The organism is Gordonia sp. UBA7860, from assembly GCF_002500165.1.
In the GTDB taxonomy this organism is placed as follows: Bacteria; Actinomycetota; Actinomycetes; order Mycobacteriales; family Mycobacteriaceae; genus Gordonia; species Gordonia sputi.
In genome coordinates, this window is sequence record NZ_DLSO01000080.1 from 1 (window position 1) to 20,101 (window position 20,101).

Annotated in this window: 22 protein-coding genes; 11 read left to right on the forward strand and 11 right to left on the reverse strand. The window is 65.1% G+C overall.

Going from position 1 to position 20,101, the window contains the following annotated elements:
* The 3 genes from B3T59_RS10145 to B3T59_RS10155 all read left to right on the forward strand — a co-directional run.
* Positions 1-264, forward strand: a 264-nt coding sequence (locus B3T59_RS10145) for a ribonuclease domain-containing protein (RefSeq protein WP_287002158.1), incomplete at its 5' end; no start/stop codon positions are given.
* A gap of 10 nt (positions 265-274) precedes the next feature.
* Complete coding sequence (locus B3T59_RS10150; RefSeq protein ID WP_287002159.1) at positions 275-814, forward strand: barstar family protein; 540 nt, start codon at positions 275-277, stop codon at positions 812-814.
* A 146-nt stretch (positions 815-960) separates the two neighbouring features.
* On the forward strand, positions 961-1,263 hold the full coding sequence (locus tag B3T59_RS10155; protein ID WP_287002160.1) for a GlsB/YeaQ/YmgE family stress response membrane protein: 303 nt from the start codon (positions 961-963) through the stop codon (positions 1,261-1,263).
* A 42-nt stretch (positions 1,264-1,305) separates the two neighbouring features.
* On the opposite strand, the gene B3T59_RS10160 is transcribed toward B3T59_RS10155, so the two are convergent.
* The 4 genes from B3T59_RS10160 to B3T59_RS10175 all read right to left on the reverse strand — a co-directional run bounded on the left by B3T59_RS10160 (position 1,306) and on the right by B3T59_RS10175 (position 4,511).
* On the reverse strand, positions 1,306-1,653 hold the full coding sequence (locus B3T59_RS10160) for a GNAT family N-acetyltransferase (RefSeq protein WP_251722144.1): 348 nt from the start codon (positions 1,651-1,653) through the stop codon (positions 1,306-1,308).
* A gap of 223 nt (positions 1,654-1,876) precedes the next feature.
* The gene (locus B3T59_RS10165) at positions 1,877-2,746 is read right to left on the reverse strand and encodes an ABC transporter permease (protein ID WP_287002161.1); all 870 of its coding nucleotides are present in this window, start codon (positions 2,744-2,746) and stop codon (positions 1,877-1,879) included.
* The gene (locus B3T59_RS10170) at positions 2,743-3,552 is read right to left on the reverse strand and encodes an ABC transporter permease (protein ID WP_287002162.1); all 810 of its coding nucleotides are present in this window, start codon (positions 3,550-3,552) and stop codon (positions 2,743-2,745) included. The genes B3T59_RS10165 and B3T59_RS10170 overlap by 4 nt, the downstream gene beginning before the upstream one ends.
* Positions 3,549-4,511, reverse strand: a complete 963-nt coding sequence (locus B3T59_RS10175) for an ATP-binding cassette domain-containing protein (protein WP_287002185.1) — start codon at positions 4,509-4,511, stop codon at positions 3,549-3,551. The genes B3T59_RS10170 and B3T59_RS10175 overlap by 4 nt, the downstream gene beginning before the upstream one ends.
* Before the next feature lie 251 nt (positions 4,512-4,762).
* Here B3T59_RS10175 and thiC point away from each other — a divergent pair, with 251 nt between their 5' ends.
* The 3 genes from thiC to B3T59_RS10190 all read left to right on the forward strand — a co-directional run bounded on the left by thiC (position 4,763) and on the right by B3T59_RS10190 (position 8,231).
* On the forward strand, positions 4,763-6,478 hold the full coding sequence (thiC, locus tag B3T59_RS10180) for a phosphomethylpyrimidine synthase ThiC (RefSeq protein ID WP_287002163.1): 1,716 nt from the start codon (positions 4,763-4,765) through the stop codon (positions 6,476-6,478).
* Positions 6,475-7,338 carry a bifunctional hydroxymethylpyrimidine kinase/phosphomethylpyrimidine kinase gene (gene thiD, locus B3T59_RS10185; RefSeq protein WP_287002164.1) on the forward strand — a complete coding sequence of 288 codons (864 nt, stop codon included), beginning with the start codon at positions 6,475-6,477 and terminating at the stop codon, positions 7,336-7,338. The genes thiC and thiD overlap by 4 nt, the downstream gene beginning before the upstream one ends.
* Positions 7,339-7,424: 86 nt before the next feature.
* Positions 7,425-8,231: an HAD-IIA family hydrolase gene (locus B3T59_RS10190; protein ID WP_251722136.1), complete on the forward strand. Its 807-nt coding sequence runs from the start codon at positions 7,425-7,427 to the stop codon at positions 8,229-8,231.
* A gap of 83 nt (positions 8,232-8,314) precedes the next feature.
* Here B3T59_RS10190 and B3T59_RS10195 read toward each other — a convergent pair whose 3' ends face one another.
* Positions 8,315-8,701 carry an SHOCT domain-containing protein gene (locus B3T59_RS10195; protein ID WP_287002165.1) on the reverse strand — a complete coding sequence of 129 codons (387 nt, stop codon included), beginning with the start codon at positions 8,699-8,701 and terminating at the stop codon, positions 8,315-8,317.
* Between the two features lie 157 nt (positions 8,702-8,858).
* Here B3T59_RS10195 and B3T59_RS10200 point away from each other — a divergent pair, with 157 nt between their 5' ends.
* Positions 8,859-9,896 (forward strand): LLM class flavin-dependent oxidoreductase, encoded by a 1,038-nt coding sequence (locus tag B3T59_RS10200; RefSeq protein WP_251722131.1) that lies wholly within the window; start codon positions 8,859-8,861, stop codon positions 9,894-9,896.
* On the opposite strand, the gene B3T59_RS10205 is transcribed toward B3T59_RS10200, so the two are convergent.
* A complete protein-coding gene (locus B3T59_RS10205) occupies positions 9,879-10,832 on the reverse strand; it encodes a LysR family transcriptional regulator (protein WP_251722130.1) in 954 nt (317 codons plus the stop codon). The two genes, B3T59_RS10200 and B3T59_RS10205, sit on opposite strands and share 18 nt — an antisense overlap.
* A gap of 139 nt (positions 10,833-10,971) precedes the next feature.
* Between B3T59_RS10205 and B3T59_RS10210 the strand changes: the two genes are divergently transcribed.
* Positions 10,972-12,201, forward strand: coding sequence for an MFS transporter (locus B3T59_RS10210; protein WP_287002166.1), 1,230 nt, complete (start codon positions 10,972-10,974; stop codon positions 12,199-12,201).
* A gap of 30 nt (positions 12,202-12,231) precedes the next feature.
* On the opposite strand, the gene egtD is transcribed toward B3T59_RS10210, so the two are convergent.
* From egtD to B3T59_RS10225, 3 genes are all read right to left on the reverse strand, one after another.
* Positions 12,232-13,191, reverse strand: a complete 960-nt coding sequence (gene egtD / locus B3T59_RS10215; protein ID WP_287002167.1) for an L-histidine N(alpha)-methyltransferase — start codon at positions 13,189-13,191, stop codon at positions 12,232-12,234.
* Positions 13,188-14,513 (reverse strand): ergothioneine biosynthesis protein EgtB, encoded by a 1,326-nt coding sequence (gene egtB / locus B3T59_RS10220; RefSeq protein WP_376782641.1) that lies wholly within the window; start codon positions 14,511-14,513, stop codon positions 13,188-13,190. Before egtB ends, egtD begins: the two co-directional genes overlap by 4 nt.
* A gap of 201 nt (positions 14,514-14,714) precedes the next feature.
* Complete coding sequence (locus B3T59_RS10225; RefSeq protein WP_251722125.1) at positions 14,715-15,245, reverse strand: DUF5709 domain-containing protein; 531 nt, start codon at positions 15,243-15,245, stop codon at positions 14,715-14,717.
* Positions 15,246-15,318: 73 nt separating this feature from the next.
* Here B3T59_RS10225 and B3T59_RS10230 point away from each other — a divergent pair, with 73 nt between their 5' ends.
* On the forward strand, positions 15,319-15,891 hold the full coding sequence (locus B3T59_RS10230; protein WP_064863015.1) for a hypothetical protein: 573 nt from the start codon (positions 15,319-15,321) through the stop codon (positions 15,889-15,891).
* A gap of 34 nt (positions 15,892-15,925) precedes the next feature.
* Here B3T59_RS10230 and B3T59_RS10235 read toward each other — a convergent pair whose 3' ends face one another.
* Both B3T59_RS10235 and B3T59_RS10240 read right to left on the reverse strand, forming a co-directional pair.
* Positions 15,926-16,657 carry a hypothetical protein gene (locus B3T59_RS10235; protein ID WP_287002168.1) on the reverse strand — a complete coding sequence of 244 codons (732 nt, stop codon included), beginning with the start codon at positions 16,655-16,657 and terminating at the stop codon, positions 15,926-15,928.
* A gap of 80 nt (positions 16,658-16,737) precedes the next feature.
* Complete coding sequence (locus tag B3T59_RS10240) at positions 16,738-17,157, reverse strand: DoxX family protein (protein ID WP_064862000.1); 420 nt, start codon at positions 17,155-17,157, stop codon at positions 16,738-16,740.
* A gap of 264 nt (positions 17,158-17,421) precedes the next feature.
* Between B3T59_RS10240 and B3T59_RS10245 the strand changes: the two genes are divergently transcribed.
* Complete coding sequence (locus tag B3T59_RS10245; RefSeq protein WP_287002169.1) at positions 17,422-18,777, forward strand: M1 family metallopeptidase; 1,356 nt, start codon at positions 17,422-17,424, stop codon at positions 18,775-18,777.
* Positions 18,778-18,799: 22 nt separating this feature from the next.
* Positions 18,800-20,065, forward strand: coding sequence for a lipopolysaccharide biosynthesis protein (locus tag B3T59_RS10250; RefSeq protein ID WP_287002170.1), 1,266 nt, complete (start codon positions 18,800-18,802; stop codon positions 20,063-20,065).
* Positions 20,066-20,101: the final 36 nt, after the last annotated feature.

Genomic DNA, 20,101 nt, shown 5'->3' on the forward strand with positions numbered 1-20,101 from the left:
CTCTCGCTCATCGATGCGGGGGCGTGGCCGCCGAATGATTCGTCGGGGACCAAGGGTGGGACCAGCTTCGGGAACTTCGAGGGTCGACTGCCGAAGACGACGTCGTCGGGTAAGCGGATCACCTACACCGAGTGGGACGTCAACCGTCGCGAAGCGGGAAGAAGCCGCGATGCGGAACGTATCGTGACGGGCAGCGACGGTTCCGCCTGGTATACCGCCGACCACTACAACACCTTCGTCCAGATCCGAGGCCCCAACCGATGAGCCAACACCGATGACCTCAGGCGCGGGAGGCGACAGCATCTCCGACACCGGCATTCCCCTGGCACGTTTCCTCGACGCCGCTTCGCGACAGGGGCCCGTCGTCGGACTCTGGGTGGGCAGCCGACCACCGAGCGCGCCGTCGTCGTACGAGTACCGCGAGGTGACCGGCCGAACGATGACCACCGTCGACGGCCTCTACGACACCTATGCGCGCGCATGGGATTTCCCCGACTACTTCGGACACAATGCCGATGCGTTCGACGAGTGCATGCGCGAACTCGACGACTCCGCCGGCCCCACCGACAGTCCCGCGGGGTACCTGACCAACATCGTCGACGCCGACCGCCTGCTCGCCGCCGACCGCGGGGCCTTCGACTGGTTCGCGACGTCGCAGCTCCGCTTCCGCGACCACTATCGCGACGTCGCCGTGCCGCACAAAACCTTTGCGACGCTGCTCGAAACCTCGGCAGATCGACGACGCGAGCTGATCACCCGTTGGCGTCGCGCCGGGGTCACCGTCGTCACCGTCGGCGACGACCGTCGACTCTGAGGCAGCCGCCCCTGAGACGACCGACTCCGAGGCAAACGACTCACTGCAGCGCATGTGGCCGAATGCTTGTTGCGCCGTGCCGCACAGGGTTACGTTGACATCATCCCTGCAGACAGACGGGGAACCCACGACGTAGGGAGTCGATCATGACCATTCTCGCCGCTACCGAGGTACTCGCACGATCGACGACGTTGACGAACGTCGGCTGGATCGGCTACATCATCATCGGCGCCATTGCCGGGTGGATCGCCGGGAAGATCGTCAAGGGCAGCGGATCAGGAATCCTGATGAACATCGTCATCGGCATCGTCGGTGCACTGATCGGCGGATTCCTGCTCAGCTTCTTCGTCGACACCGCGTCCGGCGGTTGGTGGTTCACACTCTTCACCGCGGTTCTCGGCGCGGTGATCCTGCTGTGGATCGTCGGGTTGGTACAGAGCAGGCGCTGAGTTCATTTGGGCCGGGCCTGCCGGGGCAGGCCCGGCTCGCTCTCAGGCGGGAGCGAGCGGAACAACCCCGGGATGTCCGTCGAGATAGTGCTTGGTGAACGTGCACACCGGGCGCAACCGGGCGCCCTGTCCCTTGGCGTAACTGATCACGCTGCGCGTCAGGCCGGTACCGAGGCCGTGACCGGTGTATTCGTCGTAGAGCACCGTGTGGAGAACGGTCAGCGTTGTCTCGCCGTCGACCGTCTCGCTGGAGTATCCGAGAACGCCGACGAGGTCGCCCGCCACCCATAGCTCGAATCTGTCGCGGGTCGGGTTGTGCACGACCTGCGCTATCTGCTGCAGGATCGATCGGGCCGACTGAGTCGGCCGCTGATGATTCTTCCGGTGCATGGCTCGTCCATCCCCTCTTCAGGCTCGTTCGCAGCGTCTACACAGCTCACTGATTGCTGCGTCCGGTTCCCCTCCGGGCACGATGGTGTGTGATCGCAGTCACATCGTAACCTGCGGGAGCGTAGGTTCAAGGGCTTTGAGACGAGTCCACCGGTATCGAGACGGATTCACCGCAAACGTCCGCTTGCGGTTCACTCGCGCGTGACGGGACGTCGACGGCCCGCTATGAGGCACCACGTTCGACGGCCCGCCGATAACCGCGCATCGAGAGCACACCGAAGACCAGCGCAAAGGCCACCGCCCATCCGACGGTGAGGCAGAAGGGTGCCACAATCGGGCCGCCCTCGGTCAGCCCGGTCATGGTGTCGATCGCCGGGCTCATCGGCTGATACCGCACGATGGGCTGCAGCCAGCCCGGGTACTCGGAGATCGGCGCGAACCCCGTGTTGAAGAACAGCATCAGCAAGAACAGAACCCCGAGGTGATCGACGACGGACTTTTGCGAGACGGTCGCGATCGCGATGACCACGAAGACGAATCCGACACCGAAGACCACAGGCACCAGCACCGCGCAGATCCCGGCGAGCCAGCCCTGGGTGAACCGAAATCCCATGAGCGCGGCCACCGCGAACAGGACGACGGTGCCGAGCAACGTGCGTGCCATCTCAGCGAGCACCCGACCGGCCAAAAAGCTCGACCGCGGAATCGGTAGCGTCCACAGCCTCCCGAGCACGCCGGACTCACGCTCGGAAACGAGGTATATGCCCGTCATCAGCGTGCCGAACATCGCACCGACCAAGGCGACGAGTCCGGTGTAACCATAGATACTCTGGCCCGCGCCGATGGCGGTCGTGATCCGACCCAGCACGAGCTGGAACATCGCCAGCAGGAAGGCGGGAAAGACGACCGCTTGAATGAGCACCCCGGGGTCGCGCGACCAGGTCCGCAGTAGCGTCGACGCAAGCACCCGCGCCCCGACGCTCACTCCACTTGCCCTACGCTCCCCCACCCCGAGCTCCTCTGCCCGGGATTTCTCTGCCCCGGATTTGCCTGCCCTGAGTACCGCTGCCGTGCGTGACGAGTCGGCGGTCATCGTTGCTCCCCCTTTCGAGCGGTCAGTGCCAGGCACAGCGTTCCGGCCGCCAGCAGCCCAACGCTCCACCCGACGACCGGCGCGGTCTGAACGTCGGTGCCGGTCGAGAGTGCGCGCATCGCCTCTGCGAACACCGACACCGGCTGGTTGCGGACGACGGGCTCGATCCACTCGGGGAAGGCATCTGCCGGCACAAGGCCCGTCGAGCACATCACGAGCAACAACTGTGGAATCATCAGCATCTGCGCGATGCTCTCCGCGTGTGTGGCGACGCCGCCCAACGCGTCGGCCATCATGCTCAGCGCCAGGGCGAAAATGATTGCGAGCGCGAAGAACCCGATCGATTCGATGACGTTGCCGTGCAGCCTGAATCCGAACACACTCGCATACAGCGCAACTGCCAGCGCCGAGACACCAATCCGCACAACAGCATTCGTCATTCGGGCCGCGCCAGGCGTCAGGTGACTGATCGGCAGCGAGCTCAGCCGCTCACGCATACCGCCGGTCGCCTCTTCGCCCGCGATCTCACAGGAGATGATGGCGACGAAGATGCCGGCCTGCAGGATGACCAGCGGCAGAACGTATTGTGCGTAGTCGACGCCACTGCGCTCGAAGCGGCTGTGCAGCGGCACGTAGAAGCAGGTGAAGAAGACGATCGGCGACCCGATGGCGAAGAAGAGCACCCCCGTGCGGACCGTCGCGGCGAGGCTCCTCCTGGTGAGTACAGCATATGCCGTCGACCAGCCTACCGACGTCCGTGGCGCCGATTCCCGACGCACCGCCGTCAGCTCCGCGGAGATCGTCATGGCACGACTTCCTCACTGGTAGCACGGTTCTCGTCGGTCAACTGGAGGAACACCTCGTCGAGGGACGGCCGACGAAGCGCGATGTCGAAGACCCCGACCGATTCGGCGCGAAGCGTCGACGCGACCGCAACGACCGTGTCGAGCTCTCGCGGAGCCTCGACGACGAGGACCGGACGCGACTGCGTCGCCGTTGCGGCGTCAAGGAACTCGTGGTCGGCCAGCGCGGTTCGTACACGCGGCACGTCGGCTACGTCGAGCAGCGTGATCTCGCAGATCGCCGATCCCGCTTGGTGTTTGAGTTGCTCGGGGGTTCCGCGGGCGACCACGGAGCCGTGATCGAGCATGACGATGTTGTCGGCAAGGCGGTCCGCCTCTTCGAGATACTGCGTCGTGAGCAGCACGGTGATGCCCTCGGTTCGCAACGCCGCAATCGTTTCCCACACTGCGGCACGGCTACGCGGGTCGAGCCCGGTTGTCGGTTCGTCGAGGAACAGTACCTGCGGGCGCGTGACGAGTGCGCACGCAATGTCAACTCGACGCCGCTGACCACCAGACAACGCTGACACTCGCCGATCGACAAACTCGCTCAGCCCGAAGGTTTCTGCCACGTACGACACGGAGTCTTTCGCCTTGCTCGACGACAAACCGGTGAGCCTACCGAACATGACGAGGTTCTCCCGCGCGGAGAGGTTGTTGTCCAGAGAGGCGTATTGCCCTGTGAGAGAGATCAATTCGCGCACTCTCGCCGCTTCCTCGACCACGTCGTGTCCGGCGATGAGCGCCCGCCCGGCAGTCGGACGCTGCAGCGTCGCGAGGATCGAGACAGTCGTCGTCTTGCCGCTGCCGTTGGGGCCCAGCAGGCCGAGGACCTCTCCCTCAGCGATCTCGACGTCGATTCCGCGAAGCGCGTGCACCTCCCCGTAATCCTTCTGCAGACCTACGATCTCCACCAACGCCATCGCTGTCGCACCCTTCCGGATCGTCGCGAACTCACGCGGACCCACTGTCTATTTGGTAAGGCAATCCTAAGTTACGAACTCTCGTTGGGCTACCCCCGGTTTCGTGACGCAACAGCAACGAGCCAGTAGAGTGAATTGCGCACACAACCGAATCAACGCGGGGGCTCTCACGTAACCGAAGGCTGAGATGGCGGCAGGCGGCCGCTGACCGCATGAACCTGTCCGGGTAATGCCGGCGTAGGGAGAATCTCATGGGCACACGTGTATCCGGCGGCAGCAATTCCGCGTACAGGAATTCCGCCTACAAGGTCGACTCCGACATCCTGACCACGGGACCGATCGAGGGCAGCACCAAGCACTACGTCGACGTCGACGGGCTCCAGGTTCCACAGCGACGCATCAACCTCACCAACGGTGAGCACCTCGATGTCTACGACACCTCGGGCCCCTACACCGACTCCACCGCGGTGATCGACGTCGAGGCAGGCCTTAGCCGCACCCGCGACGAGTGGCACCGTCCCGACCCCGTCGACGGAGCGTCGACCCAACTCGCTTGGGCACGAGCCGGACTCGTCACCGACGAGATGCGTTTCATCGCCGCACGCGAGAACGTCGACGTCGAGCTCGTACGAAGCGAGGTCGCTGCCGGACGCGCGGTGATTCCGGCCAACCACCGTCATCCCGAGTCCGAACCGATGATCATCGGCAAGGCGTTCGCGGTGAAAATCAATGCGAATATCGGCAATTCGGCGGTGACCAGTTCCATCGCGGAAGAGGTCGAGAAGATGGTCTGGGCGACGCGCTGGGGCGCCGACACCATCATGGATCTGTCCACCGGCGACGACATTCACCTCACCCGCGAGTGGATCATGCGCAATTCCCCTGTGCCCGTCGGCACGGTCCCGATCTATCAGGCGCTGGAGAAGGTCAAGGGCGATCCGACCAAGCTGACGTGGGAGATGTACCGCGACACCGTGATCGAGCAGGCCGAGCAGGGCGTCGACTACATGACGGTGCACGCGGGCGTGCTGCTGCGCTACGTACCGCTGACGGCTCGCCGGGTGACCGGAATCGTCTCGCGCGGCGGGTCGATCATGGCTGCGTGGTGCCTCGCCCACCACGAAGAGTCGTTCCTCTACACGCATTTCGACGAGCTGTGCGAGATCTTCGCGCGCTACGACATCACCTTCTCGCTCGGCGACGGGCTGCGTCCGGGCTCGATCGCCGACGCCAACGACGAGGCACAGTTCGCCGAGCTGCGCACGCTCGGTGAGTTGACCCGCATCGCGAAATCCCATGGCGTGCAGGTGATGATCGAGGGTCCGGGTCATATCCCGATGCACAAGATCGTCGAGAATGTGCGCCTCGAAGAAGAGTTGTGCGAGGAGGCGCCGTTCTACACGCTCGGCCCGCTTGCCACCGACATCGCGCCCGCATACGACCACATCACCTCGGCGATCGGTGCGGCGATGATCGCGCAAGCCGGGACAGCCATGCTCTGCTACGTCACGCCGAAGGAACACCTCGGCCTTCCCGACCGCGACGACGTGAAGGTCGGTGTGATCACCTACAAGATCGCGGCCCACTCTGCTGATCTGGCCAAAGGCCACCCGCGAGCACAGGAACGCGACGACGCATTGAGCAAGGCGCGCTTCGAGTTTCGCTGGACAGACCAGTTCAACCTCGCGCTGGACCCCGACACCGCACGCGAGTATCACGACGAGACCCTGCCCGCGGAGCCCGCCAAGACGGCTCACTTCTGCTCGATGTGCGGCCCGAAGTTCTGCTCGATGCGTATCTCGGCCGACGTACGGGCGTATGCAGAGGAGCACAATCTGGTGACAGCAGAAGACATCGACCGACGAATCGAGCAGGAGATGGCAGCGAAGTCCGCCGAGTTCGCCGACGCCGGCAACCGCGTCTACCTGCCGATCGATGCGACATCGGGAGCCGCAAGCAGATCATGACGACACCACTGTTGCCCACCACCGCACCGGGGGCCACTCCCGTCCGGGTGATGACCATCGCGGGTTCGGACTCCGGTGGCGGCGCCGGAATCCAGGCGGACATGCGGACTTTCGCGTTGCTCGGACTGCACGGACTCGTCGCGGTCACCGCGGTGACGGTGCAGAACTCGGTGGGCGTCAGCGGCTTTCAAGAGATCGATCCGGAGACCGTCTCGGCGCAGATACGCAGTGTCGTCACCGATATCGGAACGAGTGCCGCCAAGACCGGCATGCTGGCGTCGGGACCGATCATTGACGCCGTCGCCGATACCTGTGTGGAACTCGGCATCGGCCGCGGCGGGAGCACCCCCCTCGTCGTCGACCCGGTGTGTGCGTCGATGCACGGCGACCAACTACTCGCCGACGATGCGTTGGATGTGTTGCGGCGCAGGCTATTTCCTCTTGCCACTGTCGTCACACCCAACCTGGACGAGGTGCGACTGCTGACGGGAGTGGAGGTCGTCGACGCTGCGTCGCAGCGCAAGGCCGCCGTCGAATTGCACGGGTTGGGTCCGCAGTGGGCACTTGTCAAAGGTGGCCACCTGCGTTCGAGTTCGCTCAGTCCCGACCTGCTGTACGACGGCACCGACTTCCTCGAATTCGCGAGCGCTCGCGTCGACACCCCGCACGATCACGGCGCGGGCGACACGCTTGCAGCGGCGATCGCGTGCGCTCTCGCGCACAAATATGCCGTGCCGGACGCCATCGATTTCGCGAAGCAGTGGGTCACGCGGGGCCTGCGCTCGGCCTACCCTCTCGGAGCCGGGCACGGCCCTGTCAATCCGCTGTGGCGTGTCGACAACGACGTCCGACGTGCGTGAACGGGAATCGCATGAGAGGTAGCGGACCAATAACAGTCCGCTACATCTCGCGGTAAACGTCCCGAAGCTCACCGTAGGGTGAGGCCATGGGCTGGACGTTTCTCATGGACATGGACGGCGTGCTGACGAACGAGGAACACCTCGTTCCCGGCGCAGACGATTTCATCGCAGAATTACGCAACAACGACATTCCCTTTTCGGTTCTCACCAACAACTCGATCCGCACGGCACGCGATCAGCACGCTCGGTTGCTGCAGATCGGCCTCGACATTCCGGAGGAATCGATCTGGACGTCGGGAATGGCGACGGCCGACTTCCTCGCGTCACAGGACCAGGGCGACACCGCGTTCGTCATCGGCGAATCGGGGCTGACCACACCGCTGTACGAGAAGGGGTTCGTGACGACGGAGACCAACCCCGACTACGTGGTACTCGGCGAGACGCGCATGTACTCCTTCGAGGCGATCACCAGCGCGATCCGCATGATCGAGCGCGGCTCGAAGTTCATCGCCACCAACCCCGACGTGACGGGACCCTCGCACGACGGCTCGATCCCGGCGACCGGCGCGGTGGCCGCCATGATCTCCAAGGCCACCGGCCGCGAACCCTACTACGTCGGCAAACCCAATCCGATTATGATGCGGTCCGCACTTCGACGCCTCGGCTCGCACTCGGAGAACACCCTGATGATCGGCGACCGGATGGACACCGACATCATCGCGGGCCTCGAATCGGGAATGCGGACGATCCTGGTGCTCACCGGTATCTCCACCCGGAAGTCGGTCGAGAAGTATCCCTACCGCCCCACACTCATCCTGGATTCGGTCAACGACCTCGTCGGCCACACCGACGATCCCTTCGGCGACGCGGTCACGCCGGAGTCATCGACATAGTCCGACCTCCCTGAACAACACAGTGAACAGCGAAGTGCCCGCCCCGAATTCGGGACGGGCACTTTTCGCCGGTTGAGTGAAACTCAGCTCGAGGCGAGGGCCTTCGATTTGAGGTGCTCGAACTCTTCGGGCGTGATGGCTCCCGAGTCGAGGAGCGCCTTTGCATCCGCGATCTGTTGGGCAGGTGAGGTTCCCGCGACGTCACGGATGTAGCTGTCGGATTCCTTTTGGTACTCGGCGGCCGCGGCCTGCGCGCGCTCCTGCATACCCTTGCCCTTGACGAGCAGATACACAATTGCGGTGATGTACGGGAAAATGATCAGGAAGATGACCCAGATCGCTTTCGCCCACCCCGAAGACTTATGGTCACGGAAGAGGTCGGCGATGATGTACCACAACACGATCAGATAGGCGACGAACGCAAAGATCACGACCATCGTCCACAAGAAGTTCCAGAAGCCTTCCCACATTTCGGTTTCTCCTAGCTCGGCGGGAATCGGCCTTGTTGGCCGTCGTTGACGCTACAGGTAATCCCGAGTGCTGTACGGGCGAGATTGCTAATTCATCCACCTCAGAAAGCGGTTTCGACACCCGAGGTCATGGTGCGGGTCGGGCATGATGAGAGACATGACCCTCGAACTCGGCCTCGACACGTTCGGCGACGTCACAGTCGACGACTCCGACGACACCATCTCCTATGCGCAGACGATCCGCAACGTACTCGACCAAGCCATCCTCGCCGATTCCGTCGGCGTCGACTTCCTGGGACTCGGCGAACACCACCGCGACGACTACGCGGTCTCCGCGCCAGACGTCGTCCTCGGCGCGATTGCCGCGCGCACCGAGCGGATACGACTCGGCTCTGCTGTCACCGTTCTCAGCTCCGACGACCCGATCCGCGTGTTCGAACGCTTCTCGACGGTCGACGCAATCTCGTCGGGGCGCGCCGAGGTGATCCTCGGCCGCGGCTCCTTCACCGAATCGTTCCCGCTGTTCGGGTTCGAACTCGACCAGTACGAGGAGTTGTTCACCGAGAAGCTGTCACTGTTCGCCGAGTTGCGCACGGGTGAGCCGGTGACGTGGGAGGGAGCATCGCGGCCACCGTTGCGCGACCAGACGGTGTACCCGAGGTTGGAGAACCCGCCACTGCCAACATGGATTGCCGTGGGCGGCAGCCCCGAGTCCGTGGTCCGCGCAGCGAGTTACGGTCTACCGCTGATGCTCGCGATCATCGGGGGCGACCCGCTGCGGTTCGCGCCGTACGTCGACCTCTACCGTCGCGCCCTCGAACAACTCGACAAGCCCACCGACCTCCCCGTCGGCGTCCACTCCCCCGGCCACATCGCCGAGACCGACGAGCAGGCGCGCGACGAACTCTGGCCGCACTATCGGGTCACCGTCGGGCGTATCGGTGCCGAACGCGGCTGGCCACCACCGACGCGCATCGAGTTCGACCAATCGACCGGGCCTGCCGGCTCGCTCTACGTCGGATCGCCGGAAACCGTTGCTCAGAAGATCGCGCGCACCGCGAAAGCGCTGGGGCTGAGCCGGTTCGACCTCAAGTACTCGCACGGCACGCTCCCACACTCCGCACTCATGCGAAGCGTCGAACTCTATGGGACACAGGTGATCCCGCGCGTCCGCGAGCTACTCGCCGAGTCCTGACGGCTCGGCTCCCACGTGCCTTCGCAGTGTCGGAGCACTGGTCGGTATGCGCTCGATCGACGCCGTGACGGCGTCGAAGAACCACCGTTGGGCAGGACTGGCGGCCGGACTCCGCCGCGTGTACGCCGCAACCTCAACCCGCCCGAGCGACCAGGGCAGCCCGAAGGTGGTCACCGGCGTTGCCCGAGCCATCAGCTCCGCGACCAGGTCGGGCACAATCGCGACCAGTTCGCTGGACTGCACCACATAGCCAAGCGTGGCAAATCTGGTGACCCGCAATGCGATTCGTTCATCGAGCCCGAGTTCGCGAATCGCTCGGCGCGGTTCGTCGTGTCCGGTGGAGCCGTCGACGACCACGAGTCGCTCGCCGACGAGATCCTCGTGGGTCGGCGTCTGGCGACCGAGTCTCGGATGGTCGGCAGCGACCATACCGACATAGCCTTCAGAGAACAGCACCGTGCGCTCGAGACGCGGGGCGTCGAGCTGCGGACTCGCGATCACCACGTCGGTCACGCCTCGGATCAATTCGTCAGCCGCGGTGTCGAGGTCGAACGCTCGCACTCGCAGATCGAAACGGCTGGTGCGCTCGGCGAGTTCGGCGACGATGAGAGGAAGTACCGTCACCTCGCCGAGGTCGGACAGGGAGAGCGTGAGCGCGGGGGCCGACTCCGGATCGAACGGCGCGCGCGGGACGAACGCGGCGTCGAGCGAACTCACCGAGTTCGCCACCGACCGGTAGAGCCGCTCGGCTTCCGCGGTCGGTAACAGGCCGCCCGGTCCGCGAACGAACAACGGGTCGCCGAGGAGGCGTCGCAGCTTCGCGAGGCTGTAGCTGACCGTCGGCTGAGTGACGCCCAGAACATCCGCTGCCACGGTGACGCTGCGGGTTTCATACACCGTCACGAAGGTTCGGGCCAGGTTCAGGTCGACCGACATAGATGGATTCTATCTATTCTCAGAAAATTATAGATTGGACTGAATCACAAACGGCGTCTTATCGTGACCGGCAACACATCGGCTCTACGAGGTCGATGGTGTCGTCCACCCCGATAACACATAAGAGTGAGTGATCGAAATGACCGCATTCCGTTCGTGGCCAGCAGTGTTGTGTTGGCTCGTGGTTCTTCTCGACGGGTTCGACCTCGTCGTCCTCGGCGTCGTCATCCCCACGCTGATCGACCAGCACCATCTCGGATTCACCGCGTCGTCGACGACCGTTGCGGCCACGTTGTCGCTCGTCGGCGTCGCGATCGGAGCGGCTGTATCGGGTCCTGTCGCCGACCGCGTCGGACGCCGCCGCGCACTCCTGGCAGCGGTGGCACTGTTCTCGGTGGCGACCATCGCGCTGCCGCTGTCGCCGTCGATCATGGCGTTCGATGCCTGGCGCCTCGTCGGCGGCATCGGCCTCGGTGCCTGCATGCCGGTGGCGCTGACGCTCATGTCCGAGTACTCCGACGCCAAGCGCAAAGCCACCGCCAGCACACTCACCATGACCGGCTATCACACCGGAGCCGTCATTGCGGCGCTCGTCGGCCTGGCCTTCCTGCCGTCGTGGACCGCAGTGTTCTACGTCGGCGGCGTGGCGGGACTGCTGCTGCTTCCGCTGCTGTGGTTCAAGCTTCCCGAGTCTGAGGCATTCCTGGCGGCCAGGGAGTCCCAGAGGCGTCCGTCGGTCCGAGCACTGTTCGCGGGAGGACTCGCCAGAACGACCATCGGCATCTGGATCGGCTCGTTCATGGGCCTGCTTCTGGTCTATGGCTTGAACACGTGGCTGCCGAAGCTGATGCACGACGCCGGCTACAGCCTCGCGACGTCGCTGAGCCTGCTGCTGATGTTGAACATCGGCGCCATCGCCGGTCTGCTACTGGCCGGCGCGGTCGCGGACCGACGCGGCACCAAGTCGACGATCCTGCTGTGGTTCGGCGCATCCGCCGTCCTGCTGGCACTGCTGAGCGTGCGCATCGAGAGTTCGGTTCTGCTCAACGCACTGGTCTTCGTCACCGGGATGTTCGTGTTCTCCGCCCAGGTGCTCGTCTACGCCTATGTGACGCAGGCGTATCCGGCCCCGATCCGCGGCACCGCACTCGGCCTCGCTGCCAGCGTTGGCCGACTCGGCGCCATCTTCGGCCCCACACTGACCGGCGCTCTGATTGCCTCCGGGCAGGGCCACCCGTGGGGCTTCTACCTCTTCGCTCTGGTCGCGGCGCTCGCCGTCGTCGCCCTGGCGGTCATCCCACGTACCGGCAACGTCGCCCCCGAAATCAACGACGACGCGCGCCTGGCCGCAGGCAACGCCGCCGCTTGAGTCTGGCCCGAGACCACTTGCGGCTCAACATCACTTGCGGCTCAGCGTGACCTGGAAGTCGCCGGCCGGATCAGACCAGGTCTCCACTACCGGCAGCCCCGCGTCGGACAGCTCTGCGGCGAGTTCGTCCGGCGCGAACTTGGTACTGATCTCGGTGAGGATCTCCGCGCCTTCGGGTAGCTGCCACTCGCGATCGAGCGCACCGAGGTGCGCGTTGATCGGACGTCGCGCGCGTAGCCACATCTCCATCCGGTGCAGCTTGGGATTCCACCGGGCGATGTGGTCGAAGTCGTCGACGAACAAACCCGTCGCGTCGAGTCCGCGACGCAGCACCTCGATCATGTTCCTGTTGAAATCCGCTGTGACACCAGCCTTGTCGTCGTAGGCGGCAACCAGTCGGCCGGTGTCTTTGATGCGGTCGGCGCCGAGCAGGAAGTAGTCTCCAGGACTCAATGCCTCTGACAGTGCGGTCAAGAACTCGTCGCGCGCGGGGTCGTCGAAGTTCCCGATGGTGCCTCCGAGGAACGCCGCCAACCTCGGCCCGTCGGACCGCGGCAGTTGGAGTCCGGGTGCGGTGAAGTCGGCGAGCACCGGCTCGATCGTCAACGACGGGTAGTCGGCGGCGAGGATTTCGGCTGTGGCTGCGAGCATTTCGGCACTCACGTCGACCGGGACGTAGGTGAACTCACGTCCGCGTTCTGCGGCGTGCGTGGCAAAGGCGTCGAGTAGCAGTCGCGTCTTGGTCGACGTTCCCGAACCCAACTCGACCATCATCGTCGCGTCGGTCGTCGACGCGATGTCGGTGGCGTGCGCGGCGAGGATCGCTGTCTCCCTGCGCGTCGGGTAATACTCGGGCAGAAAGGTGATCTCGTCGAAGAGTTTGCTACCGCGTTCGTCGTAGAGCCATTTGGTCGGCAGGACAGGCGGGGTTTGCCAGAGTCCCTCGGCGGCATCTGCGGCCAGGGCCGGATTGGCTGTGGTTGAGGTCATCGGGCCAGGCGCAACCCGGAGAAGACCCAGCGCGACTCGGCGGGGAAGAAGTTGCGATAGCTGACCCGCTCATGCCCGCGAGGCGTGATCGCGCTGGCTCCGCGCAACACGTGTTGGTCGCACATGAATTTGCCGTTGTACTCGCCGACGGCCCCGTTCGCGGGCGCGAAACCGGGATAGGGCAGGTACGCACTCGATGTCCACTCCCACACGTCGCCGATCATCGCCGAACCTGCGCGTCCGGGATGACATCGTGCTGGATCGAGCAGTTCCCCACGCGCACCGCCGACGCCTGCCGGGTTCGGCCCGCCGGGCGCGCTGGGCGCGCCCGTTGCCGCATATTCCCACTCGAACTCGGTTGGCAGCCGTGCCCCCGCCCACCGCGCATAGGCATCCGCCTCGTAGAACGACACGTGTGCGACGGGCTCATCCCATACGACAGGTCGACGCCCCGACAACGTGAACGTCGTCCACTCGCCGTCGTCGAACGACCAGTATCCCGGTGCGCGCCAGCCGGTTTCGTTGATATGTGCCCACCCATTCGACAGCCACAGTTCGTGTCGTCGGTAGCCGTCGTCGGCGATGAAGTCGAGCCAGTCGGCATTGGTGACAGCGCGCTCGGCGATCTCGAAGTCTTCCAGGAACACCCGATGCCGAGGACCCTCGTTGTCGTACGCGAAGGTCTCGGGCGTGGTGCCCGACCCGGCGAACGGCGTCCCGACCTCGACGACGCCACCCGCGACCTCGCGCCATGTCAGGGCGTCAGGCTCGCCCTGATCGTCGGCGGGGCGGTCGACGTAGACGGGGTCGAAGTGGTGCGTGGAGAACAGGTGCTTGAGGTCCATCAGGATCAGCTCCTGGTGTTGCTGCTCGTGGTTGAAGCCCAGCTCGAGCAGCCCCAGCGTCGACTCGTCGTAGTCGCCGCGCTGGAGAAATTCACTCATCGCGGCGTCGACGTATTCGCGGTAGCGCGTGATGTCGGTGACGCCGGGACGGGTGACCAGCCCGCGGTCGGGTCGCGGGTGTCGCTCGCCGACGGTCTCGTAGTAGCTGTTGAACAGGTAGCGGAAGGTCTCGTCGTAGACCACGTACGACGGATCCTTGCGCAGGATGAACTCTTCGAAGAACCAGGTCACGTGCGCGCGATGCCACTTGGCGGGGCTGGCCGAGGTCATCGATTGCGGTGTCTGGTCTTCGGCCGACAGCGTCGAGCACAACTGATCTGTCAGTGCGCGGATATCAAGGAATCGCCGTGTTCTCGACGCTTCGTCTGTGGCAGGTGCCGAAACCTGCTCAGCGGATATGCGATTGGTGATGCTCACTGGAAAACCTCCGGTGGCTGTTCGTCGCGGGACAAGCGATCAGACGATCACTCGCCGACAACACCATCGTTGCCAGGGCCGCGCACCCTGTCAACGCGGTTGGCGTCTACCAGGCGGTTCGCGAACTCCTGCATCCAGTCCAGCACAGGGGTCTGACATTTACCCCAAGCGAAGCGACTCCAGTGTCACCGCCCGAAGCGCTCAGCGCCCCTCGGCCTCGTCCTCCCACTCGGCGTCGGCGGCGTCTTCGCCCTCGTCGACGACGTGCACGGCGGCTTCCTCGGCGCTCGCGCCCGCTCCGTCGATTCCGCAGTCGGTCGCCACGGCCTCGGCTTCGTTGTCGACGACGCCACCCTGATCGGGTGCGAGGAGTCGGCCTGCGCGTCGGTCGCCCACCTGGTCGTCCTCGACGAACTCAGGACTCGAATCGCTCTCGTGCGCTTGCCAATCGGGGTGCTCGTCGCGCTCGATCTCGTCGATCGGGTCGTCGTTCTGCCACGGGTCGGGCTCTTCCTCGGAGAGCTTCTCGTCGAGCGACTCACCCTCGCGCATCTCGGATGCGGTGAGCCCGCGCATCGCGGCCTTGGGCTCGTAGTCGGGCGGCGAGTACCCCTCGTCGAGGACGTCGTCGACGCCGCGGTCGTCGAGTGAGTCCTGAGGCTGCAACTGATCGTCGGGGTCGAGTGCGTACTCGCTGTCACCTTCGATGATGGATTCGTTTTCGTCGCTCACACCTCCACGATAGGCCCAGGAGCGAATCGCCGAAGACGGCACGCGACGACTCGCGATCAGGGAAACTGTGGAGATGTTGGCAGAAATGCAACAGGATGCCGAGTCGCTCTACGCCGCCGGCGAGTACGACCACGCCCTCGCCGAGTTCTCGGTGCTGCGCGAGATGCGCTCACGTCGGGAGGGCCCGTATTCGGTGTCGTACCTCGCCAACGTCCACGACTGCGTTCGCTGCATGTCAGCACTCGAATTGTGGGCCGATTCCAACCCGCTCTGCCACGAGCTCTACGGCAAGTACGTGCACACCCACGGCCGCGGCGAGGCCGACACCGTCGACGTCGCCAAGCACTGGGCCTGGGCACTGGTTCACCTGGCCGACTACGCACGCGCGCTGCGCCTCTACGTGCTGACCGCCGACGCCCTCTGGGACACCGACCCGGCGCAGGCGCGCCGCCTACTCGGCGCCGCAGCCGTTCACCGCCACGACACCGACCCGACGACCCTGCTCTCCGACGACCGACTCGACGGCGTCCCGATCCATCACGCGGGAGCGTTGGGCTCCGCACTTGCGGAGTTCGTCTCGACGACACCGCCCGCAGATGTCGCGCAGCTTACCGACCGGGTCACCATCGACGGTCTCGTCGACTGAGGACCGCGACGTCGAGAATCGGCGGCATCGCTGCCTACCGGACGTACCGGCCCTCTCTGATTGCAACACTCCTGCGCGAGAAGTACGCCGCGGTGGGCCGGTTGAACAGCATGTACCACCACACTGCAGCGATCAGTCCCCACAGGATGACCGGCCCGACCAGCACCGCGGCTACTTCAGCCATCACAACCAGAGCCACGATCGTCGCGACCACAGCGACCGCGAGTAACGAGACGCTGATCACCGCGACCGTGCAGTAGTAGAGATAGCAACCCCGCGATCCGCGAAGGAAACCGACGGCAATGCCCGAGTTCAGCAGCAAGAAGACGATCTCGGCTACGGTGACCACGAACATGGGCGTCGCCTGTCCGCCCGGACCGAACTGAGCCGACAGCGAGACCAGCAGAACGATCCCCCCGAGGATTGCGATGACCGAACCGGCAGCATGCAGCCAACCGAAGATCGACACGCGTGTGGGACGGCGCAACGCCAGTAATTCGGGATCGGACACTCCGAACACCGGCGGGCCACTCATCGGCATCCCCGGCGGGCCGGGCCAGGGGCTTGGGCCCGGTCCCCAGTACGGCACCGGGCCCGGTCCGGGGACGTTGGCCAGGTAGGGAACCGCCTGCGGAGGGTAGTGCCGCGCCCAGCCTGCGGGGCTGACCCCCGTCTGGGGTCGCGCCGCCGGGAGGTGAACCATGTCGGCGCCGCGGACGGGTGATTCGGGGTTCACGCCATCGGGTTGGGAGTCGCGTCGCACCATCTGTTGAGGTTAAGAGCCTTGCGGAGCGTCGCGCGTCGCCCGATCAGACCAACTGCTGTAGCCCGATCGGGCGAATCGCGTCAGTCGGCCACTCGGTTGCGTCGTCGGAAGACGTGGGTGTCGAAGGCCAGACCACCCGCCGAGGCGAAGCCGACCGCGAGGAGACCCGCGATGAGCGCCAGCGGGAACTCGTAACCGCCGTCGGATGCCCAGAACCCCTGATCGATGTGGGCGACGAAGATCGCGCCGATCATGTCGATGATCAGCAGCACGGAGACGAGCGGCAGCAGAACGCCGACGATCAGCAGAATGCCGCCGATCAGCTCGACCCAGGTCGCGTAGTACGCGGAGAACTCAGGGAAGGGTGCGCCCATCTTGGTGAAGCTGGCCTTGGTGCCGTCGAGCCCGAAGGTGTGGAGCTTCTGCCAGCCGTGCGCGATGAAGATGATGCCGAGGATCACCCGTGCGGCAAAGAGTCCGAGACTGCGGATCGGGTACATGCTGTCACCTTTCTCAGGACGATGTTCGCCCCTTGCGTTGTTCCTATCGAACACGAATCTAACCGGACCACAGTCCGTTTACAACCTGACGCGCCTCACGAAACCAACGCTACGGGTAGGGTGAGTTCTCGCGTCCCGATCGAGAAAACGACGCCGAAAAAAGCCCAAGCCGGACAAGCTGGACAGGCTCGGGTGGATGGTAGAGCCGAAGAGTCAGCCAGTAGGGCCAGAGACACCAGTAGGGCCAGAGACAGGAGCCGTTGCGTGCCGGGAAAGTCGGGAAAGAGTTCACGGCAACCTGTTCTCGGCACACCGGCCGACAGCGTCGACCCCTACCTGCCGGACAATGGCAATCTCGGTTATCGCATCTCCCGCTACGACCTCGACCTCGAATACAAAGTCGCCAGCAACCGCCTCGAAGGCGCTGCGACGCTGACCGCTACGTCGTATGTCGAGCTGGCGCGTTTCAGTCTCGACATGGCGTCGACGCTCAACGTCAGCAAGGTCACCGTCAACGACAGGCGGGCCAGGTACAGCCACCGGCAGCGCAAGCTGTTCATCACCCCCGACTCCCCCATCCAGCCGGGCGGGGCGATGACGGTCGTCATCCGCTACAGCGGCACCCCGCGCCCCATCCGGGGTCCGTGGGGCACCGTCGGATGGGAAGAACTGACCGACGGCTCGCTGTGCGCCAACCAGCCCAACGGCGCGGCGTCGTGGTTTCCCTGCGACGACCACCCGAGCGCCAAAGCGCCCTACCGCATCTCGATCACCACCGACAGCCCGTACTACGCACTCGCCAACGGCGTGCTCGAGTCCAAACGCGTACGTGCAGCACAGACGACGTGGGTCTACGAACAGATCGAACCGATGTCGACCTATCTGGCCTCGATCCAGATCGGGCCATACGAGCACATCAGACTGGCGTCGAAACCCGTTCCTGTTGAAGCGATCCTACCGTCACGACTGAAGGAGAACTTCCGCGTCGACTTCGGAAAACAGTTGGAGATGGTCGAGGCGTTCACCGAGATGTTCGGCCCCTACCCGTTTGCCAACTACACCGTCGTGGTGACCGACGATTCGCTCGAAATCCCCATCGAGGCACAGAGTTTCAGCACATTCGGGGCCAACCACTGCGACGGCAGCCGCGACGCCGAGAGGCTGATCGCCCACGAACTCGCCCATCAGTGGTTCGGCAATTCGGTGACACTCGAGCAGTGGCACGACATCTGGCTCCACGAGGGATTCGCCTGCTACTCCGAGTGGCTGTGGAGCCAACGATCGGGCGGCCGAAGCGCCGACGAGTGGGCGCGCCATTACTACGCCAAACTCGCCGCCAACCCGGTCCGGGTCACGCTCGTCGATCCCGGACCGCGAAAGATGTTCGACGACTGGGTCTACAAGCGCGGCGCAATCACGTTGCACGCCTTACGTCTTCGCATCGGCGACGGAAACTTCTTCGCACTCCTGCATCGCTGGACTGACAAGTACCGCTACGGAACCGTCACGACCGAGGATTTCATCGCGCTCGCGGCAAACTACTCCGCCGCCCCGCTGAACGATCTGTGGCAGGCCTGGCTGTTCACCCCGGCGCTTCCGGCGTTCCCCGAACCGTCCTGACACCCGAGGCATCGGTGTGTCGATGACGTCGGGTCCTGATCCCGAGATCCCCGCGGTGTCCGACGGTGCGAGCGGGCCGAGTTCCGGCGGGCGCAGCGCCGTCGGTCGCGTCACCATCGCGACGATCATCGCGGCGGCGTCGGGCTACCTGGTCCTGCTCCTCGCCGCACGGCAGCTCGGCGCGACCGGATACGCCGTCTTCGCGGTCTTCTGGGCGGCATACGGCCTCGTCACCGGCGCACAGAACGGGCAGCTCCAGGAGACGACGCGCACCATCCGCGCCGCCTCGGACACCCGCACGGCGCGCGGCCGACCACTACTGGTCAACGTATGTATCGGCGCGGCGCTCGCGGTCATCGTCGCGGCAACGTCGCCGCTGTGGAGCGACCACGTGTTCGACCAGTACGGGGCGCTGTCGGTGGCGCTGCTCGCGGTCGGGGTCGCGAGCTTCGCGGTGTACGCGCACCTCTGCGGGGCGTTGTCGGGGTCGCTGTCGTGGTCGCCGTTCGCGGTCCTGCTGAGCGTCGACGCGCTGATCCGACTGGTCGGCGCGGGCATCGCAGTCGCTTTCGGCTGGGGCGTGCCGGCGTTTCTGGTGATCACGGTGGTCGGCTCGGTGTCGTGGATCATGGTGCTCGCAACGTCGTCGACGGCCCGACACGCAGTCGGATTGCCCGGCGACGTCGACGACCGACGCCTGGCGGGCAACACCCTCACCGCGATGGCGGCCGCCCTGGCGTCGGCGGTGGTGGTGATGGGCTTCCCGGTACTGATCAACATCACCGCGCGCGCCGACGACGATTCGCGCGTTGTGGGAGCCGTCATCCTGGCGGTCACTTTGACCAGAGCGCCACTACTGGTGCCGCTCAACAGCTTTCAAGGCGTGCTGATCACCCGGTTCGTCGCGGCGCGCGACGCGTTGCTGCGCTCACTCGCCGTGCCGCTCGCCGCGGTCGTCGTGGTCGGTGCGATCGGCGCGGTCGCGGCGTGGGCGATCGGCTCCTGGCTGCTCACCCACATCTTCGGCGCCGACTTCACGCTCGGCGGCGGCACCATCGCGTTGTTCATGGTCGGCGCCACGGCCCTGGGTCTGCTGACCGTGACCGGCGCAGCCACGCTGTCCGTCGGCGCGCACCGGTGGTACGCGGCGGGGTGGTGGGTCGCCGCGATCGCCTGCGCCGCGCTACTGACCGTGCCGCTCGAGGTTACCGACCGCGTCGCGCTGTCCTTGGTCGTCGGGCCGCTCGTCGGGGCATGCGTGCACCTGAGTTGCCTCGTTCGAGCGTGAGTGAGCCTCCCGCTGGTTGAGCCGAGCGCGGCACCT